The following is a 13,360-nucleotide window of genomic DNA, read 5'->3' as shown; positions in this document are numbered from 1 at the left end:
CCCCTATAACTCCCTCTCTACTCTTATCTAGTTTTCTCTTACTTTCTGATCGACCGTCTTAATTAGTTCTCATCATCTAGCTGACTGTCTTCTTCCTCACCTTCATCACTTTCCTCTTTAGGGGGTTCCTCTAAAGCCTTAAAGATTCTTGCAAAGATATACGAATCCGCATATAGAATAATTGGTATAGTCAAAATCATTACAATAAAATATAAATATGTGAAATATAATAATACAACAGTGATAACTAACATAACAATTGTCTGTGGCAAATGATGTACGCAAATTATCAATGCATTCTTTATAGTTCCCATTATAGTATTATTGTATCTTGAAAGCAATGCAAAAGAATACAAAACCACAGCAACGTATATTAAAGCTATACCTATGACTAAGTAAATAAATCCAATTGCAACTGTTCCGCCGCCGTTATTGCCCCAGCTCTCAGCAGCCTTAAAATCAGCAAATAAAATAAGTCCGATTATTACAAAAATAAATTCAAGACCAATTCCCTGTATGATATTCTGCTTAAAAGACTTAAAAAAGTCCTTATAAACATAACTTTCCTCATCTAGCACTAACTTTCTTCCTGCATAGAAAGCCGCTGTAAGTGACGCTCCAACTGTCACAACAGGGATGCAGCATAGAACTGTTAATGCAGCCAAAATAATAAAATCACCCATCTTAACAAGGGCTCTAAAAATTCGACCATCTATAAACGAATTCATAACTTCCTCCAAATGTAAAACTCCTAAGCCTTTGGCTTAAATACTTCTCCTAAGCCAGCACGCGGCTTAACAGTTATGATTATACTTAATGTAATATTTAAATGCAAAGAATTTTTAGTGTAGTTTCTAAAATGTTTATAAAAGCAGTTTTTAATTAGAAATAATTATGCTAAACTTCAAAAGTAAATCAAAAAATACATTTTCAAAAAAGAGGAAGATTATATGGCAAAAGGAAATGGAGTGCGCGATGAAATTAAAGAGCAGCGCGCAAAGTTTAAAAGTTTATCTTTTACAAAGAAGATAGGTTATATCTGGACATACTATAGATTACCTATTTTCGCGGTAATATGTGCAATTCTAGTAGTTGTCTCATTTGTCTTTGCATACATTAGAAATAATTACGACACAGTCTGTACTATCGTTTCCTGCGATGGTTATATAACAGGCCACCGTACTGACGAAGACGCCCTAACAACAGGTTTTACTAACTATCTTGGAATTGATGGCAAGAAGACTCAGATTGACATCGACTATTCCTACAACATGCAGGGCGACGACCTAGACGGCGCAGTTACAGTAAGTATCAACAAGATTTATATACTAGCTAACACCGGCGATATGGACGGTTTCATGGCAAACGACGAGGATATCCTCTACTTCTGTACAGAAGCCGATACATTTTTCCTAGATCTAAGGGAAGTCCTTACAGATGAAGAACTTGACTACCTTTCAGACTACATCATCTACTATACTGATGCTAATGGTGAAAATGTTCCCGTGGCCGTGGACATTAGCGAAGCCCCTGAAATTACAGCTACTGACCTATCAGTAGAGCACCCATGTTACGGCATTGTAAACACATCGCCTAACTATGAAAATGCGGCAGACTTTATTAGATTTGTATTTGATATGTAGAATTGCTTCTTCATAATCAGGTAAATTTTTTACAAAACTAAATAAGACTTTAAAGCATAAGAAAAGCCCTAGACTTCGTGTCTGGGGCTGTTTTTGATTTAAATTTCTAATCTAACTAAATATCTCATCTATCTAAATTTCTAGTCTATAAAGGTTCATCTCACCTATATCTCTGGCATAAATCCTAAAGCCTAGCTTCTCCACCAAGGCGATGGATTTAAAGTTGTCTCTATGGATGCAGGCAAAGAGCTCATCAAGATTAAGCATAGTTCTAGCGTACTCAATAGTTGCCTCACAGGCCTCATAAGCATAGCCCTGCTCCTGATAGTCCTTACCAATAAGGTAGCCAATCTCCTGCTTTGTGGTGTTGTCTATTTCACGATTCTCAATACCCACGCGGCCAATTAGCTCCCCAGTTTCCTTTAGGAAAACCAGCCAAAGTCCGTAACCAAAGAAGGTATACATATTCTGGATGTAATTCTTTACAAACTCACACTCCTCCTCGTAAGGATAAAGCTCCTCCACGAAGTCGCATTCGTTTAAAGACTCGTAGAGCTTATAGTATTCTGGCATGTCCTCTAGGCACATCTCCCTAACAATCAATCTATCTGTAGTAAAGATTTCAAGAGGCTTTCCAATGCTTCTAAAAAATACGCTTTGGATATATTCCTCATTCAAATCGTTAACATCAAAAAGCACATATCTTGCAGTTCCGTAATAAGACATTCCAAGGCCGATGTCCGTTTTTTTCAAAATGTTCCCCTGCTTAAAGTCCTCTAACTCCAGGTCTAAATCATGCTTTCTAATAATGTCCTCTAAGTCATAATCGCTAATAAAACAAGACTTTTCCACATCTCTGTCCATAATTTTGCCAATTATCCCCGCGAGTTTGTGATTAGTCACATTTTCACAAAAAAGCTTAGCCCCGCTAATCTTGTAACAAGTCAATTCTTTGTCAGCGTTTATGCAAATGTTAACGTTATTCGCCCAGTTAGACATTTCCCTAAAGTCTGGTTCAAATTGAATATTAAAATTATCTTCTATATAAATATAGATGTTTTCTAAGTTTTCAATCATAATTGACTTTTCCTATCTTGTTATTTAGAATTAATATGTTTATACATATATTTTATCATTTATTAAACAAATAATAAATACATGGAGGAATATTCGATGGCACAGAATCCAATAGTTACAATCACTATGGAGAATGGCTCTGTTATGAAGGCTGAGCTTTATCCAGAAATTGCACCTAATACAGTAAATAACTTTATTAGCCTTGTTAAGAAGGGCTTTTATGACGGCGTTATCTTCCACAGAGTTATCGCTGGTTTCATGATTCAGGGTGGAGACCCAGATGGTACAGGCATGGGTGGCCCTGGATACAGCATTAAGGGTGAATTTTCAAACAATGGCTTTAAGAACGACTTAAAGCACACACCTGGCGTACTTTCAATGGCTAGAACAATGATCCCTGATTCAGCAGGTTCACAGTTCTTTATCATGCACAAGAATTCACCACATCTTGATGGCGAATACGCTGCCTTTGGTAAGTTAACAGAAGGCGAAGATGTATTAGAGGCAATCGCTACAACAGACGTTGACTGGAACGATAGACCACTTACACCACAGGTTATGAAGACTGTTACAGTTGAGACTTTCGGCGTTGACTATCCAGAGCCAGAGACTCTTTAATCATTTTTGAAAATGTTTTCTCAATAGAGAAATAATTTTTATAACAAAAAGAACATGCTTTAAGAAGGAATTTATCCTAATTAAAGCATGTCTTTTTTTACAATTTTTATTAGAACTGATGCCTAAGCCTTCAGCCTAAAACTAACAGCCATAAACTTTTAAAAGTCAGCTTAGAAGTGGCCGCCGGAGCTTCCAGAATTTCCACCACCGTGACCTCCGCTGCTATGGCCTCCGCCACCGTGGTTTGTCTCGATTCTTCTTGTTACCACCGTTGTATTTATAAAGAGATCTCTTCTATCATTCACCTTAAAATTGTGATTCTTTGCATAAGTCATCTCATTAGTTGTGGCCTTTGCCTTATTATTGCCCACCATAACAAAGATGGCAATAGCAGTAATTACCACTGATACAAAGAGCTTTATAAGAATTCCATCAAGGATTTTCTCTAGTAAAGTTGGGCTATATTCTCCGTTAATAATTGCCCTCTTTATGTTATTTACGTATTTTGAAAATGCAGTGTAATAGTCACTGTCTGATAAATACTCCTCAGAAATCTCTCTGATTTCATCTAAATCTGACTGACTAAAACTAGTTTTTGCAATACCTGAAGTTATGATTCTATCTGCTCTTGAACTCATATCTACAGCGTAGGCACAAGCATCAACTGTTGTAGATTCTTCATTATAACCATAGTCACTCTCTAAGATATCACGGATGTAGCTATCCATGTTGCTTCCATCATAACCCTTACTCATGGTAATAATCACAATGTCACACTGAGCTTCTTTAGAAGCCTTGGCACACAACTTCTCAAGCTTAGTCTCCTCACTATCTGAAAGGAGATTGGCATCATCTATGACATAATCTTTTGTAGTGTCTGCGTATACATTTTCAGCAGTAAAAATGCAACTAAATATAGAAACTAACAATGCTAGTAGAATTAAACTTACCTTAATCTTTTTTACCATAATAATAAGCCTCCTATGTTAATAATTACAAAGGCCAGTATAAATATAAGAAGGCTAAAAAATACGGTTCTCTTTGCGCTGATTGGTCTGTCGGCTACGATTTTACCTGTCTGTCCGTTTAGGAAGAAGCTGTAGTCCTTGCCGTTGAAGCTGTAATTTAGCATCCAAACTGGAAGGAGGACGTAGTCGTGACCTAGATTTCTAATATTTTCTCTTTTACCAAGTATGTTAACAGTTGTGTAGCCCTGAATTGTATCCCTTGCAATATCTGAAATATACTTACTTGCACGAACCTTGGCTCTATCCTTTAGTTCGTCGCTATTGTAGTTATATCTTTCAGATAAATAGCCCTGAAGGTAGCCGCCCTTAAAGTCCACAAGGTCAGCATAATTGTAGGGTTCAAGCATATCCATCTGCTCATCCGGCATCTTCTTTGAGGCATCCGCTGGCAACTTGTCAAACTCTGCAGTTACGTCGCGGTAAACCTGGAAATGATCTGTGTAAATGTATTCCGTATCCCCACGTCTAATTGTACGAACGCGAGTAGCTGCGGCATTTACCTGAGCATTGGCATCAAAGTCGTAGAGCCAGAAAGGAACGTAAACACCGCTGATTTTCTCAATCATGCTCTTTTTAGATAGAGTCTTTGGTGTAAGGGGTCCCTTCTTTAGCCAATCCTTATAGATAGAAACTGCTCTTTCCCTGTCTATCTTAAAAGGAATGACGTACTCTGGGCTAAACTCCCCTTCTAGTCTTTCCTCCACTAGAGTTGGATTGCCGCAATAAGAACAGAAAGTTGCTGATGTGTACTTATCTGTAACAAGTTCGGCGCCACAGCTCTGACAGTGGAAAATTTTCATGTTGGATTCTGAAGCTGTTTCATCTCTTTCTTCCTCTTTGAAATCTGCCTCATCTGCCTTTCCAAATTCCTTATCTAACTCTTTTATATAGTTATCATAGTCTGTCACTGATAGATTCGCGCCACAGCTAGGACAAGCTAGCTTTTGTGTCTTTGAATCAAAGGACATGGCCGCCCCGCAGTTGGGGCATTTATATGTTGTTACTGCCATAAATTTTCTCCCATTTCTTAGAAAAATGTTTCTTCTATATTTTTACCATTTTCCCACAAAAAGAATTCTACTTAACTTTAAAGAAATCGTCAATATTTGAGACTGCACGTTAAAAACCACTGTTTATCATATTTAGCACAGTTCATAGTTTATTCATATTGAATTAAATAAATCTTTACAGCGAACTCATAGCTTATTAATTTTTCTTCCGTATACTACAAGAGTAGAAGATTTATACAATACAAACGACATGAAAAACACTTTTTGTTTTTTCATAAATCGAGTTGCATGAGAATGCAGCTCTCCTCCCTCTTTTCATCGTCTGTCCCACGACAGACGATGTTTTTTGCGCCGGACTAGGTTCTATACTGGTGGTTAGATATTGTACCCGCTTTTATCTATCCATGAACCTAAGAGGCGGCTTACATAAATTACACTAATTAAGCCATTAGTTAGTGTAATTACCCGGCTTTCTCCCGGTCCCTCATTTAATCCCAATCCTTTTTGAGGGACTGAATTAAAATATATATGACGACTTTCAAAACAGAAAGATTCCTAAAAAAATAGAAAGGTTGCCAAGGGCAACCTTTCTATTTTTTTACACACACTTTACAATAGGAAAAAAGACGCTATTGTTAATATCGCTCCTACCACAATAAGAGCTATTCCTATATTAATATTCTTCTTGTTCTTTAACTTTGAAATTTCTACTTCATTTCTCTTATCAAAGAAGATGTGGAAATCTCTCTTGGCAGCAATTATCTTTACTGCTCCAAGAAATATTGCAACAATTCCTAATAAGAAACACATAAATCCTATAAAAGGAAGAAATGAATCTCCTGCATATTCTTCACTATTATAAAAATCTACATCTAGTAGAACTGTTTGTAATAATCCAAGTACGTTCATAATTATTCTCCTCTTAGATAGTGTATTAATCAGACTTATCTAGTCCACTTCGCTACTGCGATTAAGCTGTTAAGAAACACGTATACATCCCAACTAGCTTATTATCTTTTGGTATCTCAACGTATTTGTAAATATTCCTAACGCGTCAGTTAAGGAATTTCCTTGATTTTCTTCATTTCCTTAACTTATCCTTATTCTAACAAAGACAGGCTAGTATTTCAATTAACTAAAGATAAACTAATTTCTAAAAAATAATTAAATTCGAGCAAATTAATACATAAAATAAACACAAAATGGCAGCGAAAATATTTACAAAAGTCTTTTGCTATGCTAACATTATCTTGTTAAAAAATTGACAATTAAAAACTTAGGTAAATTACCACATTTTACTTTTCATTTCTAATTTTTTAGTTTATAATTAGCTTAGTTTATGGCGGTGCCAATAATTTAATATATAATCTATTTTCTTGGGGTGATTGCCTAACAGTTAACTAAATTTATGGAGGTAATATATTATGTTAGTTTCAGCAAAAGAAATGCTAGACAAAGCAGTAGCTGGTCACTACGCAGTTGGTCAGTTTAACATTAACAATCTTGAATGGACAAAGTCAATTCTTCTTACAGCTGAAGAATTAAAGGCTCCAGTTATCTTAGGTGTTTCTGAAGGTGCTGGTAAGTATATGACTGGATTTAAGACTGTTGCAGCTATGGTTAAGGCTATGGATGAATCTTTAGGAATTACAGTTCCTGTTGCACTTCACCTTGATCATGGTACATATGAAGGTTCATATAAGTGTATCGAAGCTGGTTTCTCTTCAATCATGTTTGATGGTTCACACTATCCAATCGAAGAGAACGTAGAAAAGACAAAGGAATTAGTTAAGGTTTGCCACGAAAAGGGTATCTCAATCGAAGCTGAAGTTGGTGGTATCGGTGGTGAAGAAGATGGTGTTGTTTCTCAGGGTGAGTGCGCTGATCCTAAGGAATGCAAGGCTATCGCAGACCTTGGTGTAGATATGTTAGCAGCTGGTATTGGTAATATCCATGGTAAGTATCCAGAAGGATGGCCAGGTCTTAGATTTGACGTATTAGAGTCAATCAAGGCTGAAATCGGTGATATGCCATTAGTTCTTCATGGTGGTACAGGTATCCCTGAAGACATGATTAAGAAGGCTATCTCACTTGGCGTTGCTAAGATCAACGTTAACACAGAGTGCCAGTTAGTATTTGCAGATGCTACAAGAAAGTATGTTGAAGCAGGTAAGGATTTAGAAGGTAAGGGTTATGACCCAAGAAAGCTTCTTGCTCCTGGTGCTCAGGCAATTAGAGATATCGTTGCTGAGAAGATTAAGCTTTTCGGTTCAGACGGTAAGGCTTGCTAATTTATTGAGAATTAATTTTGTACAATTGATTAGTTATCTATGATATAATTAACTCGGTCCAACAAGAGTTGGTCCGAGTTTTTTATAAAAGTGTAGGGATAGTAATACTTTACAATTATCTTTACAACTATATTCCTGGAGGAGATATTTATGGGAGACAACAATTTAAACGACAAGGACCCCTACAAGGATGACGACAACTTCAAGGATGACGACAACTTCAAGGATGACGACAACTTCAAGGATGACGACATTTATGTAGACGAGGAAGATACTTCTACTTCTTACACTAAGGTTAAAAGTGAGGAAGAAGAAGCGGCAGAATTGGAATTTGAAAAGAAAGAAGCTAAAAAGAAGCGCAATAGAATTATTAACAGAGTAATTCTAGTAGTTGCAGCTTGTGTGTTTGTATTTGCAGCCTATAACTTGATTAGCATTTTACTAGAGTATAAAAAGGGTACAGATACCTACAAGAACGTAGAGGATGATGTAATTCAAAGTGAAGACCAAACTATTGTAATCACTGATGAAAATGGTCAGGAAAGTACCGTAGACATTCCATTTGTTTACGATGAAGAAGCCCTAAAGGCAATAAATTCCTACGCTGTTGGTTATATCTACATTCCTTCAATAGACATAAGATTACCAATGGTGCAATACACAGATAATGATTATTATCTACATCACCTAATCGATGGAACTTACAATTCAAGCGGATGTCTTTTCGAGGATAGCCGAATTGAAGGTGGACTAGATGCAAGTCACGTTATTATTTATGGTCATAACATGAAGAATGGTAGCATGTTTGGTTTGTTAAGATATTACAACAGCGAAAGCTACTATAGATCAGGAAATAACGATAAGATTTACATTTACAAAGGTAACGAATTAAGAGAATACACAATCTTCTCTTGTTACGTTAGCGAACCTATTAGCAGCACTTACACATATAACTTCTCAACACTTAATGCTATGAGAACTTGGGCTAGCCAGATGCAGTCACAGTCACTATATGACACAGGTGTTGATATTAGCAATTCTCAACAGGTTATTACACTTTCTACATGTACTAACAACGGTAAGCAGAGATTTATCGTACACGCTACTTTAACAGGATCTGCTAAGATTGATAATTAATATGAAAATGTATCTCTTAATGCTATATAAATAAGCTAATTTATAAATCATTATATAATATACATTAAATAAGACCTGCAAGTTATCTTGCAGGTCTTATTCTTTATAATGGTTAAATCTAACTAGCTATATCATATTCATAGTCAATGATTAAACTTCAAAGATTAAATCCTCATACTGAGGGAATGGCCAGTATTCTTCATCAACAAGCATTTCAAGCTTATCAGCTGGCTTTCTAAGTTCATCCATTGCTGTCTTAACAACATCTCTGTAGAATACAGCCTGTTCCTTAGCGCACTCGATCATTGCAGCCTTGCAAACAGCTTCTGATAACTTAGCCTGAGCTTCCTTAACAGCCTTAAGCTCTGTTGTGATATCTGTTAATAATTCCTTCTGTACTGAGTTGTCGCAACCAACTTCTGCTACTGCAAGAGCTGAGTTAGCAACCTCTGTTGAGTAGGATACAACAGCTGGTACAATCTGCTTAGCAGCCATATCAAGCATTGTCTTAGCTTCGATGTTAATAGCCTTTGAATAAGCTTCATACTTAATTTCAGATCTTGATTCAAGCTCTGTCTTAGTAAATACACCGAATTCCTCGAATAACTTAACAGCCTTATCTGTTGTAAGAGCTGAAACTGCATCTACCATATTTCTGATGTTTGGAAGGCCACGCTTCTCAGCTTCAGCTACCCATTCATCTGAGTATCCGTTACCGTTGAATACGATTCTATGATACTTAGTGAAGAGTTCCTTAATCTTGTCATGGATAGCCATATCAAGATTCTCAGCCTTCTCTAATTCGTCGCAAACTTCCTTGAAGCTTTCTGCTACGATTGTATTTAAAACTACGTTAGCTGGAGCAATTGAATCTGCTGAGCCAACCATTCTGAATTCGAACTTGTTACCTGTGAAAGCAAATGGTGATGTTCTGTTTCTATCTGTTGCATCCTTAGCAAGGTCTGGTAAAGACTTAACACCAGTCTTTAACTTACCCTTCTGGATTGAGCTTGTAGCATCACCCTTATCAATAAGCTGCATAACAACATCTTCTAACTGCTCACCAAGGAACATAGAGATAATTGCTGGAGGTGCTTCGTTAGCGCCTAATCTGTGGTCGTTACCAACGTTAGATGCAGACTCTCTTAAAAGATCAGCATGTGTATCAACAGCCTTCATGATACAACCAAGAACTAATAAGAACTGAATGTTCTCATGAGGTGTCTTACCTGGATCAAGTAAGTTAACACCGTTATCTGTTGTCATAGACCAGTTGTTGTGCTTACCTGAACCGTTAACGCCTGCAAATGGCTTCTCATGTAAGAGGCAAACTAAACCATGTCTAAAAGCAACCTTCTTCATAACTTCCATTGTTAACTGGTTGTTATCTGTTGCAATGTTACACTCTGCATAGATTGGAGCAAGCTCGTGCTGTGCTGGTGCAACTTCGTTATGCTGAGTCTTAGCTGAAACGCCAAGCTTCCATAATTCCATGTTAACATCCTTCATGTATGCTGCAATTCTTTCACGAATAGCACCGAAGTAATGGTCATCTAATTCCTGACCCTTAGGTGGCATACCACCAAATAAAGTTCTTCCAGAGAATACTAAATCCTTTCTCTGTAAGTACTTTTCTCTATCTACGATGAAATACTCCTGCTCAGCACCAACTGATGGTGTAACCTTTGTAGCTTCAGTATTTCCAAATAATCTAACTAAACGTAATGCCTCTTTGTTGAGGGCATCCATTGAACGAAGAAGTGGAGTTTTCTGATCAAGAGCTTCTCCTGTGTAAGAACAGAAAGCTGTTGGAATAATTAATGTTGCACCTGCAGCATCTTCTCTAACGAAAGCTGGTGATGTACAATCCCAAGCTGTATAACCTCTTGCTTCAAATGTAGCTCTTAAGCCACCTGATGGGAATGATGAAGCATCTGGCTCACCCTTGATTAATTCCTTACCAGAGAATTCCATTAAAACCTTACCATTAGACTTTGGTGCAGAAATAAATGAATCATGCTTTTCAGCTGTAGCACCTGTAAGTGGCTGGAACCAATGAGTATAGTGTGTTGCACCCTTCTCGATAGCCCAATCCTTCATTGCGTTAGCAACTACATCGGCATCTTCCTTACTTAATTCTTGCTTACCATCCATTGTTAAACGTAAATTCTTATATACGTTCTTAGGTAAACGCTCCTTCATAACTGTGTCGTTAAATACGTTCTCGCCAAAGATATCGGCTACATTGAATCTCTCACTCATAACTTCTTCACCTTTCTTGCTAATATTCTTAATTAAAAATAAGAACCTTTGTCCTTACATAGTCTACAAAACTTTAGAAAATTAATCAACTATGAAATTTTACAATTTTTAGGAAGAATGCTATAGGTTTTTTTGCATTATTCCCTACATATTGTATACTTTATTTTCTTAACCTCATATCAGAAAATAAAAAGGCGCCACTAAACGAAAAATTTAAAAAACTTTTCGAAAAGTGAACGCCATTGTTCTTATATTCAATATATTAGAATCTTAAATTCCTTCTTGTAGTGCTTGTTGACTACATGTAATAAAATAACCTAAATCAGAAATCATTGCAAGTTATTTTCTAAAAAGCTTAGAATATTAATACATTTTCTTAAAAACCTTTTGATTCTTAATCAGTTTTTGAAAATGTGCTTAAGAAAATATAGTCAGTCAATGACCCGTAGCTTATCTTATTAGGCCTAACTTAATAATGTTAAGCAAACTACTGTGGATAGCTTAATCTATCGAGAGTTGGTCTATCTAAAACCTCAGACTTAAACTTTCTGATGTAGATTTTAGCTAGATTTAAGTTATTATCAAGATAGTTTCCGCAATCTCTAGGAGTAGCTCCTGGAATCTCATCATTGAAAGCCAATGCGAAATCTGCTGCTTCTCTTAAAACAGGAATAATATCCTCAGACTTTAAGTCGCCTGCAAAAATTACATAGAAACCTGTTCTACAACCCATTGGTCCAAAGTAAATTGTCTTAGGTCCCCATTCTTCGTGGTTTCTAAAGAAAGTTGCCCAAAGATGTTCGATTGTATGTAATCCAGGATTATCCATAGGTGGCTCTACATTTGGTCTTGTAAATCTTAAGTCAAATGTAGTAATTGTCTCTGCTCCTACATGATCCTTTCTTGAAACATAAACTCCTGTAAGTAAATCTAAGTGGTTAACCTTAAAACTTGCTATCTTTTCCATTTTTAAAAAATTATCCTTTCTGTCCAGTAATAAATACCAGTTTTCTTCCGTCTACGCTTGCAATCTTTAGCACCTTAATTCCGTTTATAAACTTTGAAAGGGTTGAGTAACCATACTCTTTTACCTTAAAGTTAGGGAATTTGCTATGTATTCTCTGGCCTAGAGCGCCAAGCTCCATGCCTGTCTTTCCTGTCTGTCCTACGCTATCAACTGCAAAATCGATGACCTGCTTAAGGGCGGAGTCATCCTCGCGAAGGCGTACTACTACTGTGTTATTAACATTTTTAACATCAAATGCTTCTATTTCCTCGAGGAACTTAGAAAGCGAACTATATCCATAATTTCTTACATCAAAATCTGAATACTTCTTCTGAAGACGACTACCAATCTCACCGAGACCTGTCTGGCGGCCCTTGTTATCATTTTCAGTAATAATCTCAATAATAGCGTTCTCAACCTTGTTCTGGGCAAGCACTATCTCTGGCTTCTTGGCCTTCTTCTTATCAATCTCAGTATCGTCGTCATCGTTTTGATCTAGCAACAATTCTAGATCTGTAAATACGGAGCAAGCAGCTCTAAAGGAACGTGGTGTCTTGTTCTCCCCCATTCCAATGACCTCCATGCCAGACTCGCGAAGTCGGCTGGCAAGTCTAGTGAAATCGCCGTCGCTACTTACAATACAAAAACCATCCACGCTGTGGGTATATAAAATGTCCATAGCGTCGATAATCAGTGTGGAATCCGTAGCGTTTTTACCCACTGTATTTCTAAACTGCTGAATTGGAGTGATTGAATTTTCCATAAGCTCCTTCTTCCACTTGCCAGCTTGTGTACTAGTCCAATCGCCGTAAATTCTCTTATAAGTTATAACTCCATATTTTGTCATTTCATCTAAAATGCTACCAATATATTTAGACGAAATATTGTCTGAATCAATTAAAACTGCAAATCTTTTATCGTCCATACCCTTACCTCTACATTCTACATTTAATGGAACATCAGCCATAAAAATCTTGCTTCGCAAGATGAGGCTGACGCTAGGTAGCACTTGCTAAAGCAAGTACTACATTTAATTGAACATCAAGCATTAGAATTGCCTTCGGCAATCAGCTTGACGCTAAGTAGCAACCCCTAAAGGGCTTGCTACATTTGGTGCCTAACCACCTTGTATTCATCATTGCTCTGATAATATGGACACTGCTTATATTTTGAGTTTAAGAGTCTTGCATAATCGTCTTCGTCCATATTAACATCACAGACATATTCTTCTAACTCGTCATCAAAGACGAGGTTATTACAATAATCACAACTATATTGCGATGCCATA

General features: G+C 36.8%; 13 protein-coding genes. 4 read left to right on the top strand and 9 right to left on the bottom strand.

Features of this window, described 5'->3' with window-relative positions; all coding sequences use genetic code 11:
* Window positions 1-62: 62 nt before the first annotated feature.
* Complete coding sequence (locus tag BLQ66_RS00560) at window positions 63-728, bottom strand: YesL family protein (RefSeq protein WP_074520437.1); 666 nt, start codon at window positions 726-728, stop codon at window positions 63-65.
* 222 nt (window positions 729-950) lie between these two features.
* Here BLQ66_RS00560 and BLQ66_RS00555 point away from each other — a divergent pair, with 222 nt between their 5' ends.
* Entirely contained in the window at window positions 951-1,643 is a 693-nt protein-coding gene (locus BLQ66_RS00555) for a hypothetical protein (protein ID WP_074520436.1), read from the top strand.
* A 132-nt stretch (window positions 1,644-1,775) separates the two neighbouring features.
* Here the strand turns inward: BLQ66_RS00555 and BLQ66_RS00550 are convergent, their stop codons facing one another.
* A complete protein-coding gene (locus BLQ66_RS00550; protein WP_074520435.1) occupies window positions 1,776-2,720 on the bottom strand; it encodes a GNAT family N-acetyltransferase in 945 nt (314 codons plus the stop codon).
* 96 nt (window positions 2,721-2,816) lie between these two features.
* On the opposite strand from BLQ66_RS00550, the gene BLQ66_RS00545 reads away from it, so the two are divergent.
* The gene (locus BLQ66_RS00545; protein WP_027431928.1) at window positions 2,817-3,338 is read left to right on the top strand and encodes a peptidylprolyl isomerase; all 522 of its coding nucleotides are present in this window, start codon (window positions 2,817-2,819) and stop codon (window positions 3,336-3,338) included.
* A 170-nt stretch (window positions 3,339-3,508) separates the two neighbouring features.
* On the opposite strand, the gene BLQ66_RS00540 is transcribed toward BLQ66_RS00545, so the two are convergent.
* The 3 genes from BLQ66_RS00540 to BLQ66_RS00530 all read right to left on the bottom strand — a co-directional run bounded on the left by BLQ66_RS00540 (window position 3,509) and on the right by BLQ66_RS00530 (window position 6,285).
* Window positions 3,509-4,306, bottom strand: a complete 798-nt coding sequence (locus tag BLQ66_RS00540; RefSeq protein WP_074520434.1) for a TPM domain-containing protein — start codon at window positions 4,304-4,306, stop codon at window positions 3,509-3,511.
* Complete coding sequence (locus tag BLQ66_RS00535) at window positions 4,300-5,376, bottom strand: TFIIB-type zinc ribbon-containing protein (RefSeq protein ID WP_074520433.1); 1,077 nt, start codon at window positions 5,374-5,376, stop codon at window positions 4,300-4,302. Before BLQ66_RS00535 ends, BLQ66_RS00540 begins: the two co-directional genes overlap by 7 nt.
* Before the next feature lie 609 nt (window positions 5,377-5,985).
* Complete coding sequence (locus BLQ66_RS00530; RefSeq protein WP_074520432.1) at window positions 5,986-6,285, bottom strand: hypothetical protein; 300 nt, start codon at window positions 6,283-6,285, stop codon at window positions 5,986-5,988.
* Window positions 6,286-6,800: 515 nt separating this feature from the next.
* Between BLQ66_RS00530 and fba the strand changes: the two genes are divergently transcribed.
* Entirely contained in the window at window positions 6,801-7,667 is an 867-nt protein-coding gene (gene fba / locus BLQ66_RS00525) for a class II fructose-1,6-bisphosphate aldolase (protein WP_027431932.1), read from the top strand.
* Window positions 7,668-7,817: 150 nt separating this feature from the next.
* Complete coding sequence (locus BLQ66_RS00520) at window positions 7,818-8,804, top strand: class B sortase (protein WP_083330208.1); 987 nt, start codon at window positions 7,818-7,820, stop codon at window positions 8,802-8,804.
* A 150-nt stretch (window positions 8,805-8,954) separates the two neighbouring features.
* Here BLQ66_RS00520 and BLQ66_RS00515 read toward each other — a convergent pair whose 3' ends face one another.
* The 4 genes from BLQ66_RS00515 to BLQ66_RS00500 form a co-directional block, all read right to left on the bottom strand.
* Window positions 8,955-11,066: a glutamine synthetase III family protein gene (locus tag BLQ66_RS00515; RefSeq protein ID WP_074520431.1), complete on the bottom strand. Its 2,112-nt coding sequence runs from the start codon at window positions 11,064-11,066 to the stop codon at window positions 8,955-8,957.
* Between the two features lie 487 nt (window positions 11,067-11,553).
* A complete protein-coding gene (locus BLQ66_RS00510) occupies window positions 11,554-12,033 on the bottom strand; it encodes an S-ribosylhomocysteine lyase (RefSeq protein WP_027431934.1) in 480 nt (159 codons plus the stop codon).
* A gap of 10 nt (window positions 12,034-12,043) precedes the next feature.
* Window positions 12,044-12,997 (bottom strand): NYN domain-containing protein, encoded by a 954-nt coding sequence (locus BLQ66_RS00505; protein ID WP_074521034.1) that lies wholly within the window; start codon window positions 12,995-12,997, stop codon window positions 12,044-12,046.
* A 179-nt stretch (window positions 12,998-13,176) separates the two neighbouring features.
* Entirely contained in the window at window positions 13,177-13,359 is a 183-nt protein-coding gene (locus BLQ66_RS00500) for a DUF6472 family protein (RefSeq protein ID WP_027431936.1), read from the bottom strand.
* Window position 13,360: the final 1 nt, after the last annotated feature.

This window comes from Lachnospira pectinoschiza, from assembly GCF_900103815.1.
In the GTDB taxonomy this organism is placed as follows: domain Bacteria; phylum Bacillota; class Clostridia; order Lachnospirales; family Lachnospiraceae; genus Lachnospira; species Lachnospira pectinoschiza_B.
Note: the sequence above shows the minus strand (reverse complement) of the source record. Positions and strands in the feature narration are given on the sequence as shown.